At 58.7% G+C, this 17152-nt stretch carries 15 protein-coding genes; 5 read left to right on the top strand and 10 right to left on the bottom strand.

Annotated features, from left to right (window positions below; translation table 11 throughout):
- Positions 1–36 precede the first annotated feature (36 nt).
- Both R2940_07545 and R2940_07540 read right to left on the bottom strand, forming a co-directional pair.
- Positions 37–702, bottom strand: a complete 666-nt coding sequence (locus tag R2940_07545; GenBank protein MEZ4599627.1) for a DUF3313 domain-containing protein — start codon at positions 700–702, stop codon at positions 37–39.
- 114 nt (positions 703–816) lie between these two features.
- Positions 817–1272 carry a DUF202 domain-containing protein gene (locus R2940_07540; protein ID MEZ4599626.1) on the bottom strand — a complete coding sequence of 152 codons (456 nt, stop codon included), beginning with the start codon at positions 1270–1272 and terminating at the stop codon, positions 817–819.
- A 466-nt stretch (positions 1273–1738) separates the two neighbouring features.
- Between R2940_07540 and R2940_07535 the strand changes: the two genes are divergently transcribed.
- Positions 1739–4090, top strand: coding sequence for an arylsulfatase (locus R2940_07535; protein ID MEZ4599625.1), 2352 nt, complete (start codon positions 1739–1741; stop codon positions 4088–4090).
- 202 nt (positions 4091–4292) lie between these two features.
- Entirely contained in the window at positions 4293–5588 is a 1296-nt protein-coding gene (locus tag R2940_07530) for a metallophosphoesterase (protein ID MEZ4599624.1), read from the top strand.
- Between the two features lie 182 nt (positions 5589–5770).
- Here the strand turns inward: R2940_07530 and R2940_07525 are convergent, their stop codons facing one another.
- The 6 genes from R2940_07525 to R2940_07500 form a co-directional block, all read right to left on the bottom strand.
- A complete protein-coding gene (locus tag R2940_07525; protein MEZ4599623.1) occupies positions 5771–6325 on the bottom strand; it encodes a hypothetical protein in 555 nt (184 codons plus the stop codon).
- Positions 6326–6347: 22 nt separating this feature from the next.
- Positions 6348–8696 (bottom strand): arylsulfatase, encoded by a 2349-nt coding sequence (locus R2940_07520; GenBank protein MEZ4599622.1) that lies wholly within the window; start codon positions 8694–8696, stop codon positions 6348–6350.
- A 64-nt stretch (positions 8697–8760) separates the two neighbouring features.
- Positions 8761–9708: an HAD family hydrolase gene (locus tag R2940_07515; protein ID MEZ4599621.1), complete on the bottom strand. Its 948-nt coding sequence runs from the start codon at positions 9706–9708 to the stop codon at positions 8761–8763.
- Positions 9709–9738: 30 nt separating this feature from the next.
- Entirely contained in the window at positions 9739–9867 is a 129-nt protein-coding gene (locus R2940_07510) for a hypothetical protein (GenBank protein MEZ4599620.1), read from the bottom strand.
- Positions 9868–9976: 109 nt separating this feature from the next.
- A complete protein-coding gene (locus R2940_07505; GenBank protein ID MEZ4599619.1) occupies positions 9977–10363 on the bottom strand; it encodes a hypothetical protein in 387 nt (128 codons plus the stop codon).
- Positions 10364–10366: 3 nt separating this feature from the next.
- Positions 10367–10774, bottom strand: coding sequence for a DUF1622 domain-containing protein (locus R2940_07500; protein ID MEZ4599618.1), 408 nt, complete (start codon positions 10772–10774; stop codon positions 10367–10369).
- A 233-nt stretch (positions 10775–11007) separates the two neighbouring features.
- Between R2940_07500 and R2940_07495 the strand changes: the two genes are divergently transcribed.
- The 3 genes from R2940_07495 to R2940_07485 are packed head-to-tail and all read left to right on the top strand — an operon-like array spanning position 11008 to position 14383.
- Positions 11008–11811 (top strand): hypothetical protein, encoded by an 804-nt coding sequence (locus R2940_07495; GenBank protein MEZ4599617.1) that lies wholly within the window; start codon positions 11008–11010, stop codon positions 11809–11811.
- An 11-nt stretch (positions 11812–11822) separates the two neighbouring features.
- Complete coding sequence (locus R2940_07490; protein ID MEZ4599616.1) at positions 11823–13040, top strand: hypothetical protein; 1218 nt, start codon at positions 11823–11825, stop codon at positions 13038–13040.
- A 14-nt stretch (positions 13041–13054) separates the two neighbouring features.
- A complete protein-coding gene (locus R2940_07485; protein ID MEZ4599615.1) occupies positions 13055–14383 on the top strand; it encodes a mechanosensitive ion channel family protein in 1329 nt (442 codons plus the stop codon).
- 13 nt (positions 14384–14396) lie between these two features.
- Here the strand turns inward: R2940_07485 and R2940_07480 are convergent, their stop codons facing one another.
- Positions 14397–15887, bottom strand: a complete 1491-nt coding sequence (locus R2940_07480) for an arylsulfatase (GenBank protein ID MEZ4599614.1) — start codon at positions 15885–15887, stop codon at positions 14397–14399.
- Positions 15888–15890: 3 nt separating this feature from the next.
- On the bottom strand, positions 15891–17126 hold the full coding sequence (locus tag R2940_07475) for an anaerobic sulfatase maturase (protein ID MEZ4599613.1): 1236 nt from the start codon (positions 17124–17126) through the stop codon (positions 15891–15893).
- Positions 17127–17152: the final 26 nt, after the last annotated feature.

Here is a 17152-nt window from a genome sequence, read left to right as displayed (position 1 = left end):
AATGTGAAAGAAGCTTTGCACAGCAGCGTTCCGTCCTCACCTGGCTCCCCTATTTCTGAGAGAGACCAGAATATCGTTGGTGCTGGTGGCCCAGAAGTCGAAGATCTCCTGCATGGTGTCTTGCGGAGAAGTTTCCGACGCAGGCCCCCCTTTGCGGTCTTTTATGGCCGCAAGGCGCTCCCCCGTGGAAGAATCGAGCAGCTCCATCTCCATGGAGGCAACGCTTACAGGGACTTCAATGTCCGGTTGTTCTCCCTTGGGGGCCAGCCTGGGCCTGTCACTATGGCGACTGGGATCGGAAACCATGCCCACTGTGTCCTTTGGAATCGCTTCGGTTAGCGCCGTGCGCAGACGCAGCACACCTTGCCCCGGCTGGTCAGCAATCACGAAGGACTGACCTAATTCGGAAACCAATGCCTCATGAAAGGATTCAGCGAGGTATCGAAGGTCGGCTTTGGCCAAACGCTCATCATCCCCCACCATGAGAATTATCGGATCCACCATGATCCGGTCGTAACCCGAAAGATCAAGATCGGGTTTGGCATACCCTTCCGCGCCTCTGGCTTTTTTCACTGCTTTGAACCCGGAATAATCGCCGAGAAATTCGGAGTAGCGAAAGTCTTCTTGAGGCGGGGAACAGGCACCAAGCAAAACGGCGACCAGGAGTGTCGGCAGAATGTGTTTAAAAGCCGATTTTTTCATCGGGCACCTCATCGAAAAGGGAAGTTTTTTCTCAAAAATATCAGGCATGGACAAAGAGGCAAGTCGGCCACAAAAAGCAAAATTTTTCGATCGACACAAGCCTGACTATGACACTCATACCCTGAAAATGACCGCCAGAAGGCCGAGGATCCCCAGAATCGAGACCAGTCCGCCGATGATGGTGGCCATTGAAGGAGGCACCGGAATCCCCGCCGCCCGCAGGCTCTGCATTTCGTGCCGGTGCTGCAGCGAGGCGAGAAGGACCGCCACAATCCCGATGACGATCATCAGTCCCCCGAAGACCCTCGCCCCGATCCGATCCTGCCCCGGGCTCCCGACGCCCATGATCTGGAAAAACTTGTAGATGGTAAAACCGAAGGAGATCAGCGACAGCCCTGTCCGGATCCAGGCCATCATGGTGCGCTCGTGGGACAGCCTGGTGCGATCCACCGACAGCATGTTGCTGTCCAGGTTCTTCGGCTCCACTTCTGACCCAAAGAAGGAATGGAGCCTGTTCGATAGAGATGATCGATGGTTTTTGGGGGAAGGATCCTGCATTCTTTCGGTCATTTCGTTTCGAACATCTCCTTTCCTGAACGATCGTAAAGAAACCCGTATACATCATCAAATACGCCTTTTTGTCCTCGGATGAACAAGGAGACAATTAACAGGTTTTATCACCATGTCAATTTTAAGAACAGCACTCCTCAGTATCAAACATTGCATTGCAGCAAAAATCTCTATAACTAATCCTTTTTGATCAGATCGCGCGCTCTGCTCATGAAACCGGTCGAACATTGCCATTCAAAGCCTGCCTTGACAGGATCAATTCCAATGCTAAACATCCCTATAAATATAATTTTCAAAAACTTTAATTAACGTTTCCGTCGAACTGTTCGAGAACGACAAAGATGAGCACACCGGCTTATGGCGCTGGGTGATGGCCGGGGTAAATGGGACTTTTCGCCTGGGCGCATGTTCTCCGGCCCAGATAAGGCGATCCAACAGACAACCCGAACGCAGGGAGGAGGAAACAATGGCCCTCAAGGAGTATAAGCCCGGGAAAGCATTCAACGGCGTTATCGGCCGCACCTTCGACGTCTCGCAGCCGGCTTGGCCCGAACCGCGACGGGCCAGGGATGGGGCGCCGAACGTCCTGTTCATCGTGTTCGACGATATCGGCTTCGGGCAACTCGGCTGCTACGGCAGCCCCATCGCTACGCCCCACATCGACTCCCTGGCCGCGGGCGGCCTGCGCTACGCCAACATGCACACGACGGCGCTCTGTTCGCCCACCCGCTCCTGCATCATCACCGGCCGCAATCACCACTCCAACGCCATGGCCTGCATCACCGAGGGCTCGACGGGTTACCCTGGAGCGAACGCCAACATCCCCTTCGAGAACGGCTTCCTGTCCGAGATGCTGCTCCAGAACGGCTACAACACCTACGCCCTCGGCAAATGGCACCTCACCCCGGCCGACCAGATCTCGGCGGCAGGACCCTACGATCGCTGGCCGCTCGGCCGCGGGTTCGAACGCTTCTACGGATTCCTGGGAGGCGAGACACACCAGTACTACCCGGATCTGGTGGCGGACAATCACCAGGTCGAGCAGCCACGCTCGCCCGAGGAGGGCTACCACCTCACCGAGGACCTGGTGGACAAGGCCGTGAGCTTCATCGCCGACGCCAAGCAGGTCGCCCCGAACAAGCCTTTCTTCCTGTACTTCTGCACCGGAGCGATGCACGCCCCGTTTCACGTGCCGAAGGAGTGGTCCGACAAATACCGGGGGGCTTTCGACGACGGCTGGGAGGCTTACCGGGAAAAAACTTTCCAGCGGCAGAAGGAGCTGGGCATCGTGCCTCCCGATACCGAGCTCTCCCGTCACGATCCGGACGTGAAGCCCTGGAACGAGTGCTCGGCCGATGAGAAGAAGCTCTACGCCCGCTTCATGGAGGTCTTCGCCGGCTTCCTCACCCACACCGATCACCATATCGGCAGACTGCTCGACTTCCTCAAATCGATCGGCGAATTCGACAACACCCTGATCATGCTGATTTCCGACAACGGGGCCAGCTCCGAGGGGGGACCGACAGGCTCGGTCAACGAAAGCCTCTTCTTCAACAATGTTCCCGAGTCCCTCGAGGAGAACCTAAGGCTTATCGACAAGATCGGCGACCCGGAAACGTTCAGCCACTATCCCTGGGGCTGGGCCTGGGCCGGCGACACGCCCTTCCGCCGCTGGAAACGGGAAACCTACCGCGGCGGGGTCAGCGACCCGTTTATCGTGCATTGGCCAAAAGGAATTGAAGCCAGGGGCGAGGTCCGCATGCAGTACGCCCACGCCATCGACATGGTGCCCACGGTGCTCGATGCGCTGGGCATCGAGTCCCCGGCCAACATCAGGGGCGTGACCCAGTCGCCGATCCAGGGGCACAGCTTCGCCCACACCTTCGACGATGCCACCGCCTCCTCCAAGCACCGCACGCAGTATTTCGAGATGCTGGGCCACCGCTCCATCTATCACGACGGGTGGCGCGCCGTCTGTCCCTGGCCCGGTCCGTCCTTCACCGAGGCCGGCATCTTCGGGCAGCCGATCCCCTTCGAAAAGCTGACCGAGCTCGATGCCCACGGCTGGGAACTCTATCATGTCGAGAAGGACTGGGCCGAGAACCGCAACGTGGCGGAGGAGAGCCGCGCCAAGCTGATCGAGATGATCGGGACCTGGTATGTGGAGGCAGGCAAGTACAACGTGCTCCCGGTGGACGGCCGCGGCGTGGAGCGCTTCATGGAGCAACGACCCCAGATCGCCCGGGAACGCACCAGCTACACCTTTTATCCCCGCACTCAGGAGGTGCCCTCCAACGCCGGTCCGCAGATCCTCAACCGGACCCACTCCATCACGGTCCAGGTGGAGATCCCGGAAGGTGGAGCCGAGGGGGTGCTCGTCTCGATGGGAGGCATCGACGGCGGGTTTTCGTTCTTCGTCCAGGACGGCCGGCTCCATTACGTGCAGAACTATGTGGCCCGCGACTTCCTGCAAGTGGCCTCCAGCGAGCCGATCACTCCGGGAGGGCACGCGCTCCGCTTCGAGTTCGAGGCCACGGGCCCGCCCGACATTGCCAAGGGCAAGGGCGCCCCGGGACGCGCCCAGCTCTACATCGACGGGAAGCTCGTGGGTCAGACCGATTTCGCGGTCACGACGCCGCTCTCCTTTGGCGTCACCTCCGGCCTCAAGGTCGGCGCCGATCTCGGCGCCCCGGTCACGCCGGCCTACCAGCCGCCCTTCGAGTTTACCGGCACCATCCACTCAGTGACCTTCGATCTGAGCGGCGAACTCATCAAGGACAAGGAGGCCGAGGCGCGTAAAATCATGGCGGTCCAGTAACGCGATCCGCCTCGACTCGAATGCGCAATGGCCTCTCCATAGGCATCCTGCTCGGCATCAATCTCTTCCTGATCGGCCTGACGATGGTCGAAGCAGGTTCGACCACGCGTCAGATAGCGAAAGCCTGATCGGGAAGGGAGCCGAAAGTCGTCTACAATCTTCCCATTAGACAATATCTGGAGATGGAGAAGAGGTTACCACGATGACTAAGGCCTATTATTTCATCAGTGATCTCCACATCGGAGGTGATGAGGCCCTCGGCGTCTGCGACTATGAACAGGAACTGATCGCTTTTCTGGAAGATCTCGCAGGGCGGCGGGAAAACGCCGAGTTGTTGCTCATCGGCGATATTTTCGGCCTCTGGGAATTCACCGATATCCAAGGACCTGAGAAACTGAACGCGGTCATGGATCAGTTTCCAGGCATCTTCAGCGCGCTGCAAAAGGCCGGAGAGACGATCAGGGTCACCATGCTGCCGGGCAACCACGATTACGAAATCGCCTGCTACCCTGAATTTGTCGACTTGCTTAAATCCTTGAACATTTGCTTGGAGCAGTCACCGGCCATCACCAGGAAGCTTGGACAGCACGGAATCTGGATCGAGCACGGTAATCAGCAGGACGCATACAACCGCATGCGCGACTTCGGAAACCCCCACGCTCAGCCAGTCGGGTATTTCATCACCAGCAGCATTGTCAGCTCGGCCGGGAAACATTCGAAATTCGGTCGGTATAACTGGCTCAAGGATATTCAGTCGGTCTACCCTTCAGAGCAAATTCCCCACTGGATCATGTCCAACTATTTCTATAATGAAATGAGTCCGTTACTGCGCTGGCTGATTTTGCCCTTTCTGCTTTTTTCAGGACTCGAGATCTTCGTTCTCGGGGGCGCGGCTCTGGAATGGTTTGACCTGACCGATACCAATATTTTTCTCAACAACAGGATTCTGAGTGGTCTCGGCGTTCTCGGCAACCTCGTGCAGATCATTTTCATCATCAATACATTCCTCTTTCTCTGCCTGCTCGCATTGGCTGTGCCGCTGTACCTCGTCTGGCGGGATTTCAGGAAAGCACTGAAGCGGTTCCGCATCATAGTCGATCCATCCGAACTGAGCAGCGAGAAGGAACAACAATATCTCGATGCCGCCCTCCGGGTCTTTGAGCAAAACCCCGAAACGGCCGTGTATGTGTATGGGCCTACCCAGTCTCCATCGCTGCGCAGAGTTGGCCGCCGGGCCGTGATCAACACCGGGACATGGCTCAAAAAGTTCGATGCCGTTTCAACCCGCCTTAAATTTCTGCCGAAAGTATACGTTCCATCTTACTGCTTGAACTATTTCAGAATGAGCGAAGCTGAGGGTCGCGTTGTCATCGAATACAGTCGGATCGATAAGCAGCCGCCAAAGGATTTAAGCCTTCTTCAGCGTTTGCTGATCTATGGCAAGCGTCGCAAAACCGAGGAGGATATTCCAAGCCGGACAGTCCTTGATGTTGCATGATGACAGATAAAACCCCGGAATTTAGCAGCATGGTTGACCTTATCTGATAGGAATGAACTGCAGATAGGGGGTTTGGAGCTCGTCGCGGAAGAAGCGGTAGAGTTCGATGGGACTGCGGCTGCTCACCGCGTTCAGAATGACGAATCGGAGGTTCGGCGGAGTCGTTGTTGGCGCAATCCTCCTCAGAGCTGCTCCTCAGGGAGTATTCTCAGGACTGTCGCTGCACAGCGTCTCAAGAACCTCGTTTCCGGGTCCTTGAGGTACTGCTTTGCAGGCTTTCCCTTCTCCATGGCCTGCCAGACAATCTTCCCTCTTGCGTGCGCATCGAATGCAAGGAGATAGCTGTTCCCGGGCAAGGCTGCTTCGTCGATGCGGGGATGATGGTCCAGAAGGGCGATGACCCGATCCCGACCCTTGATGTGCAAATCGTCCAGGAGCACCCGGACCCGAATCCCACGCTGCGCGGCCTTGATCACCGCATCCGCCAGGAGTCGGCCTGTGGTGTCTCCCTCCCAGATGAAATACTGCACGTCGAGCGTTCGTTCGGCGAGTCCCGCGAGACCGTTGCGCATGTTGAATGCGGACCCGGGTTCATCCAGAAGGATGAACCCGGACGTTCCTCCGTTCCTCCGGATCTGATCCTCAAAGAAGCGCCCCACAAAGGTCGTTTCCGGTGTCAGCTCATGCTGGGGAGAAGCATCCCTTCGGACGTTGTCAGTCGGAGGAATCAACGTCATACACACGATGCTCCCTCGGTTGCTAATCCATTCCCAGTTTGAGGTTGATCTTTTCTTCCGGGCTCAGATCGGTGCCATCTCCGAAATCGAAGCGAACCTTCTCAATTCTCCCGGTAAACCAGAAAGGCCGCTTGTGCTCGTAGGCTTTACTGACCGGCGTCAGGGTATCCACACCCACGTCAAGGGTTTCGACACCGAAGCGGCCGCGCACCTGCTTCTCGATCCGGCCTGTGCCGACCTGCTTTCCGTCAATGAAGAGCGTCACACTGGCCGAGCCGCCCGGTATCTTGGTTTCGTTGACGAAGTGGCATTTGAGCTCCACCTTCCCCGCAGGCACGTTCCCATTGGAGACCACTTCGTATCGCTCCATATCGAACCAGTTGTAATGGTAGACCAGCTTGCCATCCATAATATAGAAGGACCAGCCGGCGGTATCACCACCCAAACAGACCAGCACACCCTCGGCTCCCTCCTGGGGGACCTCGGCATCAACCGTAATGGTGTGGGTGATATTGTGGGTTTTGGGCGCACTGCCTTCGGGCAGGCGGATCATGCCTGGATAGAAGGTCACCGAATCGCGGCCGTAGAAATAGCTGGGCCGCAGGGACACGTCGGCTCGCTCGGCGAAGCGGTCATCCAGCGGGAGCACGTTGTACTTCGCGGCCTCGGCAAAGAAAAGATCCTGCAATTCGCGCAGTTTCTCGGGATATTGTCCGGCCAGATCGACGGACTGACTGAAGTCTTCCGCGACATGATAGAGCTCCCATCTGTCGTCGGCAAAATCCCATGAGCCAAAGTTGATCCAGGGCAGGCGCCCATGGCGGCAGGATGCCATCCAGCCATCGTGATAGAGAGCGCGGTTGCCAAACATCTCGAAGTACTGGGTGGTATGCCTGCCAGCCGCCTGGGCATTGTCGAAGGAATAGGCCATGCTGACCCCTTCGATCGGCTTTTGGGGCACACCGTTTACCATACCGGGCTCGACAATGCCGATCACCTCCAACAGGGTGGGGGCGATGTCGATGACATGATGGAATTGGGAACGCACCTGCCCTTTTTCCTGAATCTGCCTGGGCCAGGAGACCAGCAGGCCGTTGCGGGTGCCGCCGAAATGGGAAGCGATCTGCTTGGTCCACTGAAAGGGGACGTCACCGGCCCAGGCCCAGCCGACGGGATAGTGGGGGGAGGTGCCGGGCAGACCGATGTCGTCGATGCGCTGCAGAACCTGATCGATGGTCGGGGAAAACCCGTTCAGGCTCATGAACTCATTGATTGTGCCGGTGAGTGTGCCCTCGGCGCTGCTGCCGTTGTCGCCGATGATATAGATGACCAGTGTGTTCTCAAGCTCCCCCATCCCTTCGATCGCTTCCACCAGGCGACCGACCTGGTAATCGGTGTGTTGCAGGAAATCGGCATAGTTCTCGGCAAAGCGGGCGAAAAGTTTCTTTTCGTCATCGCTGGACTCGTCCCAGGCAGGTATCTCGGCCGGGCGTTCAGTCAACTTTGTGCCTGCCGGGATCACGCCCATTTCGAGCTGTCTTTGGTGCACGATTTTGCGGTATTCATCCCAGCCCATATCGAATTTTCCGGCATGGCGGCCGCGCCAGTCCAGCGGGGGTTGGTGCGGGGCATGGGCGGAACCGGTCGAGAAGTACGCAAAGAAGGGACGGTCGGGGGCAATGGCCTTCTGGCGGCGCATCCAGTCGATGCAGTCGTTGGCCAGGTCGATATCCAGGTGGTAGCCTTCCTCGATGGAAAAGGGCACGGGCACAGCACGCGTGCCCCGGTACAGCGCCGGCAGGAACTGGTCGGTTTCGCCGCCGATGAATCCGTAAAAATAGTCGAATCCCTGATTGGTCGGCCAATTATCGAAGGGGCCCGCCTCACTGACCTGGTTGTCGGGAATGTTGTGATTCTTTCCCCACCAGCCGGTGGCATAGCCGTTCTGGCTGAGCAGCTCGGCTATGGTGGCGCAGCTTTTGGGAATGATGCCATCATAGCCGGGGAAACCGGTGGCCAATTCGCCGATAGTTCCGCTGTGGGCGCTGTGGTGATTGCGTCCGGTCAGCAGCGCAGCCCGGGTCGGAGAGCATAGTGCAGTGGTGTGAAATTGGTTATAGCGCAGCCCATCTTTCGCCAGGCGATCGGCCGTCGACATTTCGATCAAGCCCCCGAAGGCACTCGGCCAGCCAAAGCCGACATCATCCAGGATCACCAGCAGAATATTGGGGGCGCCATCCGGCGCCTTCAGGGGCTTGGGAAAGTCGGCGATGGAGTCTTTATGGGTCAGGCCGATCTTTCCATTCGGGTAGCGATACTCAGGGCGGGGGTAAACATTGTTCCCGACTTTTTGGGGAAATTTTTCACTCATGGCTCTATGGCTCCTTATTTAGGGGATAGTGCATCAGTCCGTTTTCATGGTGTCTCTCCTTGAGCTAGCTCGATTCGGCCCGAAAGATGGTCTTCCAGTCCCGCTTCATGTCCACGACGAGCCAGCCGCGCCTGGGGGCCTCCTGGAGGGCTTCGACAAGTTTGCCGGTGCTCTTCGTCTTCGCGTCATAGGCATATTCGCGTTCGCTGTCGGTATGGTGGACGATGAGGCCGAGACTGGGGCGGGGGTTATTGATCGTGGTGTACTGGAGCATCGCGTGGTCGCCGTCACTGTTCCCGCAACATATTGTCGGTCGCCGGCAGATGTACTGATGGATGCCGGGCGGCTTGCCCTCCCTGTCGTTGACGATGAGATACTCCATGGTTTTAGTCAGAACCGGCCCGCTGTCGCGCAGCTCGAAGGTCGTCCTCGCCGTCGAGCCGACGACCCGCTCCGGCGGGATGCCGTACACGCGCTCGACCCAGACGCGCATGAAGTCCGCGCCTCCACCGGAAACGATGAAGTTTTTGAAGCCGTTTGCCTGCAGAAGGCGCAGGAGCTCCTGCATGGGCTGGTAGGTGAGTTCGTGATAGGGCCGGCCGAATCGCGGATGCCTGGCCGACCTGAGCCATGCCTCCACGGCGTCGCGAAACGCGTCGGTCGTCATTCCTGCATGGGTGAGCGCCAAAACCCGCATCAGACCATCGAAGTGGTCCCCTTCCAGGAGTTTCGCAAAGTCGCCGGCCAGGGCGGCCTGCACCATGGGATCCGAAACGAGGGCAGGCTCGGCTGGGATGCGCCGGTTCAGTTCGTCGAGGGCGAAGGCCGCCTGGAAGGGCATGGGATTTTCCGGCCAGAGCGTGCCGTCGTTGTCGTGCACGGCGATACGTTCCGGCATTGGCAGAAAATCGGGCGACCCTTCCTTTGTCACCTCGGCGAGGAACGCGTGGATCCCTTGTTTGGCGGGGCTATCGTTCCAGGATGGTAACGGATCAGCAGCGATGGAGTTCATGGAGCTTCCTCTGTGCGACACCATAATCCCCTACTTGGTAGTGGCATCGAGGGCGAAGCCCTCCGGATAAGTTTCACGTAGGCGAGCGTAAACCGCCTGTGCCCTTTCAACTGTGGCGGCATCCGGATCCAACAGGACGTTGATCGCGATCAAGGTCATGCGGCTGCTCCTTTCCTGATAGTTCACAGTTAAGGCATCGAAGTGCAAGATCCTGATCCCTTTCGGTCATTTCATCATCCCTTCCTGCGGTGTTCAATGGTATCTCCCGTCAAGATCTGACTGTTCGACGCACGACCCGATTCACAGGTCCGCGGACGATGAGATAGGGAACAAGAGCCAAAGCGGTCGATATAAGCAGCGCCTCGACAGGGAAGAACCGGGGCAGGACGATGTACTGGTACACAAGGTCGAGGATCACGGCCAGGATGAAGATCTTGCCGACCGATTTCCACCCCTCCCGCAGCATCTCCCGCCGGTGCCCCGGGCTGGTGAAAAGAGCATAAAAATAGGGGGCTTTTCCGGACTTGGCATCTTTGTAGCCGTCCCGTATGGCGAACAGGATCGCCATGATCGGCTGGAGGATAAAGCGGAAGGTCAATGGCCCGTGAAATCGGCCGACCAGGTCCTCAAGCATGCGTGTCAGATGATCCTCCATTTCCTACCCCTTCCTGTCTCCGGCCGTCGGCTCTGCAGCGGCCTCCCCGGTTCCTTTTTGTTCCCTGGCCTTGCCGTTTCCCTGCCAGGGCCAGTGCCCCTCGATCTCCACGCTCAGCGACCAGCCGAGAAAAGTCCGGACGACAACCAGAGCTCCCAGGACCGCCATGTTCACAAGTGTGGGCTCGACCACCACGGTTCGGATGATATCTGCGGCCACCAGAAGTTCGAGCCCGAGCAGCAGCGCCTTGCCTATCCGGAAACGATAGCGCCAGTAGTCCTGGCGCACCTGCCTGTCCGGATGGGCAAGCCACTGCACGGTCCCGATCAGAATGACCGACATCATGATGATCACGGCGAGAACCTCGACCCCCATTGCTCCGAACTCGATCCAGCGATCAAGGGTCTCCACTTTGCCACCTCCATTAAAAACATGGCTGGCTGAATGAGCAGGGCTGACAGATGCGTTTCCCTAGAAGTCACTTATCAGAAATTTTGGGATTAACCAGAAAAAAAGAACATGCGTTGCCGGAGGCTAGAAGGGAGCCAGTCTTAAGAAAAAACTTATTTGACAACTTCAAATCCTGGCTTATTTAGTTATTTATAATAAATCATCGCGAGCTCAGAGAAGTCATGGGAGGGTCGATGCGCTTTCTGTCGGGTTTACTGTTGGCCCTGTTCCTCCTTTTGATCAACCGCCAACCCGCCTGGGCCCAGGAGGCAGAGGACATTAAGGCGGCAGAGGACTTGACCAATCCCATCGCCGAAGTCAATGTCCTGACCTTCCTGTTCGACCAGAACTGGAACTTCGGTCCCGAAGAGGACGGGTCCGTGGGGACCGTGACCTTCATACCGCGATTCTCCTTCAGGCTCGGCGAGAACTGGTATCTGAAAACCCGAACCATTCTGCCCTTCGTCTGGCAGAACGACCTGCCGGTGAAGGGCGTTGACGATACCGGTCTGAGCGACATGAGGACCGCCCAGTATCTGTCACCGGCGCGGCTGACACAAGGGGGCTGGATCTGGGGCGCGGGCCCGGTCTGGCTTTTTCCCACCGCGTCAAAAGACGTCCTCGGGCTGGACCAATGGGCCGTCGGACCCTCGGCCGGGGCCTTCAGATACGCCGGACCCTGGATCTACGGCATGCTGGTCGATCATTTCTGGTCCTTCGCCGGCCCGGACGACCGGGAGGTCAACCTGACCATTCTCCAGCCCCAGATCACCTTTGTCGCACCGACCCTGACATCCTTCACCCTGTCAACCGACGCCACCTACGATTGGGAGTCCGAGCAGTGGCTCGTACCCCTCAACTTCCGGGTCAGCCAACTGATGAAGATTGGCGGCGTACCGCTCCAGTTCGGGGTCGGAGCCCGCTACTGGCTCGACTCCCCCGACTTCGGTCCCGAGGGCTGGGGTCTGCGGGCACAGTTCTCCGTAATGCTGCCCTGAGGGAAACCCAATTGAGCGGAACCAGGCCTCCGGCCTTTGCAAAATGGGACAGAACCATGAACGGCACCAGGGACACCTCCCTTTTTCTTTTCCAGGGGGGTCCATTCTACAAACTTCTGCGGCGAGCGAGGCTGATCGACCTGGACCATGACGAAACTTGGCGGGCGGCAGCTCTTTCCGTGCTCATCACCTGGCTCCCCCTGGTTGTGCTGACCCTCACCCAGGGGCTGCTGATGGGCGATGCGGTCCAGGTTCCCTTCTTGCTCGCCATCAAGGCTCATGCCCGCCTGCTTGTCGCGATACCGCTCCTGATTCTTGCCGAGCCAATCGTCAACAGACGCTGGTCCATGGCGGCCAATCACTTCGTGCGCTCCAATATGGTGCCGCAGAACGAAATCCCCCGCTTCATGGTCGCCGTTGGAAAAGCCGGCCGCATGCGGGATTCCCGACTGGTGGAGCTCCTGCTCCTCCTCGTATCCCTGGCCGGAACCTTGGTGGGTCCGGTTTTCGATCTGCCCGCCTCCGTTTCCAACTGGCAGTTGGGGAAGGATGGAAACCTGACCCTGGCGGGATGGTGGAACGTTGTGGTCAACCTGACACTGTTCCATTTTTTACTCCTCCGCTGGATCTGGCGCCTGCTCATCTGGACCCTCTTTCTCTGGAACGTTTCCCGGCTTAAACTGCGCCTGTACCCCGTGCACGCGGATTACGCAGGCGGTCTGGGTTTTCTCGGGCTGGAGCAGGCAACGCTGAAAACTATCGTCTTTGCCATGGGGTGCGTGCTTTCAGGCAGCTTTGCTCAACGCATGATTTTTTATGAGGGCGTCCAACATGCCGAGTTATTTGCCGTGGCCGTGCTCTATGTCCTGCTCTGTCTTGCAGTCGTGTTCGGACCCCTCCTCCTGTTCAGCCCGGCGCTCTTTGCCGTTAAATACACCGAGATGCACGCCTACAGCCTCATGACATTGGAGTACAACCGGCACTTCGCCGACAAGTGGGTAGAGGGCCAGGCTTATGAATCACCCGAGATTCTGGGGACGGTTGATATTCAAACCCTCGCGGCGCTGGACACCACGCTCGAGATCATCCGCAAAATGCACCCCTTTCCCTTCACGCTGCGGCAGATGCTCTCTCTGGTTATCGTCGCTCTCGTACCCATGCTTCCCCTGGTGTTGATCGAGATCCCTGTCGAGGAGTTGCTGGAGATGCTCTTCAAGGCTTTATTCTAGGAGGAGGGCTTGCGATGAAGCGGTTGAGAATCGTAGTGCCGCTTGCAATGGCCTTTCTCACCATGGGGCTCCCGTCGGCCCTGGCAGTGCAGGGTGGGTTCGAGATATCCGGTGAACCGGGTGAAGCAAGTCAGCAGGAAGCCTCGATCCCCCTGAATGCCGTTCCCGACCAGCGGCTGGAAGAACGGATCAATGCGGTGCTTGGCGTCATTCCGGACTTTCGGGACATCCGGGCCGAGTCGCGTTCGGGAGTCGTCAGGCTCACCGGTCGGGCCGACAGGATCGTCGACTCCCAGGCTGCCGAGCGTCTGGTCTCGCGTTTCGAAGGGGTCGTCTACGTGGTGGACGAAATCCTCATAGAGCCCCGTTTCGACATTCGGTTCGAGCCCGTTCTGCGCAAACTCGAGAGCGGGATGGCATGGTTACAGCGACTGCTTCCGCTCCTCATATTGGCCACCGCCATTGTGGTCGTTTTCTGGGGGGTGGGCAGTGCCATCGCCCGCTGGGAATGGCTGTATTCCCGCATGAGCAGCAACCGGCTCAGGCAGATTTTCCTGCGCCGGGTCATGTCGCGCCTGATGATCTTCGCGGGCATCATCCTCGCCCTCTACATTTTGGGACTGACCGCCCTTGTGGGCGCCATTGTCGGCGCAGCAGGCCTTATCGGTCTCGCGCTCGGTTTCGCCTTTCGCGACATCGCTGAAAATTATCTTGCTGGGTTTCTGCTCTCCTCGCGCAGCCTCTTTTCCGTCGGCGATCGCGTGGACATCTGTCAGAACGAGGGCAAGCTGGTGAGAATGGGCATGCGCGAACTTATCCTCATGACCTACGAGGGCAACCACGTGCGCATCCCCAACGCCGAGGTCTTTCGAAGCGTGACCGTCAACTACTCCAGGAACCCGGAAAGGGAATGCAACTTCAGCGTGGGCGTCGACACCGGGGAGGACCTCGACCACGTCCGTGAGGTGGGCTGCGGAGCGCTGGCCGCCATGACGGGCGTTCTGCACGACCCGGAACCTTTCATGCGCGTCGAGGATTTCGGCGAGTATGCCATGCTCGTGCGCTTTCACCTGTGGGTGGACCAGCGCAACTACAGCTTTCGGAAGGTGCGCAGCGAGGCCAAGCGGATCCTGAAGATGGCCCTGGACGAGGCGGGCATCAGGATGCCTTCGCCGCAGCGGGAAGTCAGAATCGCGCCCGAGGGCAAGCCGGGCGATCCGGAGAAGCGGCCTCGGAGATCAGCAACCGAGGCCGCGAGACAGGTGGATGTGAGCCCCGAAAAGCACATCAACCGCCAGATCGACGAGGAGATCCTACGGTCGTTTCACGGGAGCCGCAGGTAGAGCTCTTTTTAACTTAATGCATGCCACCTCCTCCAGCCTCCTGCAACGTCCTCAGGACGGCATCCAGGTTGAAGGACGCCGGTTTCTGGCGGGGCGGGAATTCCTTGAAATTCTCTATCTGTTTCGCCACCACCGCCTGCATGGCATAGATGGTGTAGGCGTGCGTGATGTACCAGTCGAAATAGGTATTGGAATTTTCGTCCGCCCGCTCGAAGGGGTCCCGCCGCAGATGAAAGAGCTTGGGCGCCCGTAAATTCACGAAGGGCTCGAGCCAGCACATCAGTGTCTTCGCCCTCTGCTCCATCAGCACGACTTTCCAGTCCTCCATGCGGATCGCCAGGATGTCGCCGTCGTCACTGATATAGAAGAAGGATTTGCGGGGACTTTCCTCAACCTCCCCGCTCAGGTAGGGCAGCATGTTCTGGCCGTCGATGTGCACCTTGAAGGTTTTTTCCCCAGCCTTGTGTCCGTTGAGAAGCTTTTCCTTGACGTCCGGTTCCCCCACGGCGGCCAGAAGGGTCGGCAGCCAGTCCTGATGGGAGACGATGCCGTTGAGGACCGTCCCCGGCTTGAAGCGACTCGGCCAGCGCACGAAGGCCGGCACCCGCCACGCCCCCTCCCAGTTGGTGTTCTTTTCGCTGCGAAATGGCGTGATGGCCCCATCCGGCCAGGTGTTGTAGTGAGGGCCGTTGTCGGTGGAGTACATGACGATGGTGTCGTCGGCGATGCCGAGCTGGTCGAGCTTGTCGAGCATCTGCCCGATATGTTCGTCATGGGCGACCATGACGTCGTTGTAGGCGCCCTGCCCGCTCTTGCCCTTGTGCTTGTCGGCCCGATGGGTCCGGAAGTGCATCGCGGTCGTGTTGTACCAGAGGAAAAACGGTTTGCCGTCCTTGTGGGCCTCCTCCATGAAACGGAGCGCTTGCTCGGTGACCTCGTCGTCGATGGTCTCCATCCGCTTTCTGGTCAGGGGGCCGGTGTCCTCGACGGTCTGCCCCCCCTTGCCATCGGCCTTGCTGTGGAGCACCCCCCGGGGGCCGAAGCGCTTCCTGAACTCCGGGTCCTGGGGATAATCGGGGTCTTCGGGTTCTTCCTCCGCGTTCAGGTGGTAGAGGTTGCCGTAGAATTCGTCGAAGCCGTGCATGGTGGGCAGAAACTCGTCCCTGTCCCCCAGATGGTTTTTGCCGAACTGACCCGTGGCGTATTCGAGAGGCTTGAGCAGTTCGGCGATGGTCGGGTCTTCCTTCTGCAGACCCACGTCGGCGCCGGGCATCCCCACCTTGGTCAGGCCGGTGCGGATCGGATTCTGCCCTGTGATGAAGGCCGCCCGGCCCGCCGTGCAGCTCTGCTGGCCATAGTAATCGGTGAAGGCGACCCCCTCGTTGGCCACCCGATCGATGTTCGGTGTCCGGTAGCCCATCTGACCCCGGTTGTTGTAGCTGATGTTCCACCAACCGATATCATCGCCCCAGAGAATCAGGATGTTCGGTTTCTTGTCCGCCATCGTTTATCTCCTTTCCGGTTTCTGGTGGTCTGGTTTTCCACCCTTTGGCCCACTGCGGGCAAGGGTCATGATCCGCTCGGCCGGCTGCCCTGTCCGCAGCAGCTCGGCCATCTGTTTCATCGGCTTTTCCGTATGGGCAAAGAATGCCTTGAGCCCTTCGCAGAGCCAGTTCAGGCCCGGCTCTCCCTCCGACGTGACCAGAACGCGGTTTTTCGGGCACTCTCCGTAACAGGTAAAGAGATAGGCGCATTTTCGACAGTCGCCGGGCAGATCGGAGGATTTGGCCGCCCCGAACCGCCCTTGGGCTTCGGAGGAGACCAGTCGGGCGAGATGGGTCTGGCCGATGTTTCCCAGCAGATACGCCGGCTCCACGTAATGATCGCAGGAGTAGACGTCACCGTTGTGCTCCAGAGCCACCCCTTCGCCGCAGGTCGGCCCCAGAGTGCAGAGGGTCGAGCGCCCCCACAGGTAGGAGGCGAGTACGCCGTCGAAGAACTGCACGAACATGCGCCCCACGTCCCGTCGAATCCATTCGTCGAAGATGTCGATCAGAAACTTCCCATACTGCCGAGGCTGCACCGATCGCTCGGAAATCTCCGTCCCGGCCTGGTCCCCGGTGTCGTTGACCCGCTCCACGATGGGGATGAACTGGAGGTAGGGGGCTTTCAGTTCATCCCGGAAAAACCGGTACACGTCCAGCGGGTGCCGGCTATTGACGGCATTGACCGTGCAGAGAACATTGAACTCGACCTTGTGCCTCTGCATCAGCCGGACTGACCGGACCACCTGGTCGAAAACCGGTCTCCCCGCCCGATCGCGGCGAAAGGCATCGTGACAGAAACGGGGTCCGTCGAGGCTAAGTCCCACCAGAAACCGGTTTTGGTGTAAAAATCTGCACCACTCCTCATCCAGCAGCACGCCGTTGGTCTGCAGGGTGTTTTCGATGCTCATTCCGGGCTTGAGATACTTCTTCTCCACCTGCACGGCGCGGCGAAAGAAATCGAGCCCCATCAGGGTCGGCTCCCCCCCCTGCCAGGCAATCGTCACCCGGGGCACCCGGTGCGCTTCGAGGGTCTGGCGAATGTACCGCTCCATGGTTTCATCGGACATGCGAAAGTCGCTGCCAGGGTAGAGGCGGTCCTTTTTGAGGAAAAAACAGTAGGCACAGCTCAGGTTGCAACGGGAGCCCGTGGGTTTGGCCATGACGTGAAAAGCGGAGCGGGTTTGAAAAACCGTCATTTTCCCTCCGGAACAGGGCATTGTGC

Source organism: Syntrophotaleaceae bacterium, from assembly GCA_041390365.1.
In the GTDB taxonomy this organism is placed as follows: Bacteria; Desulfobacterota; Desulfuromonadia; order Desulfuromonadales; family Syntrophotaleaceae; genus JAWKQB01.
Note: the sequence above shows the minus strand (reverse complement) of the source record. Positions and strands in the feature narration are given on the sequence as shown.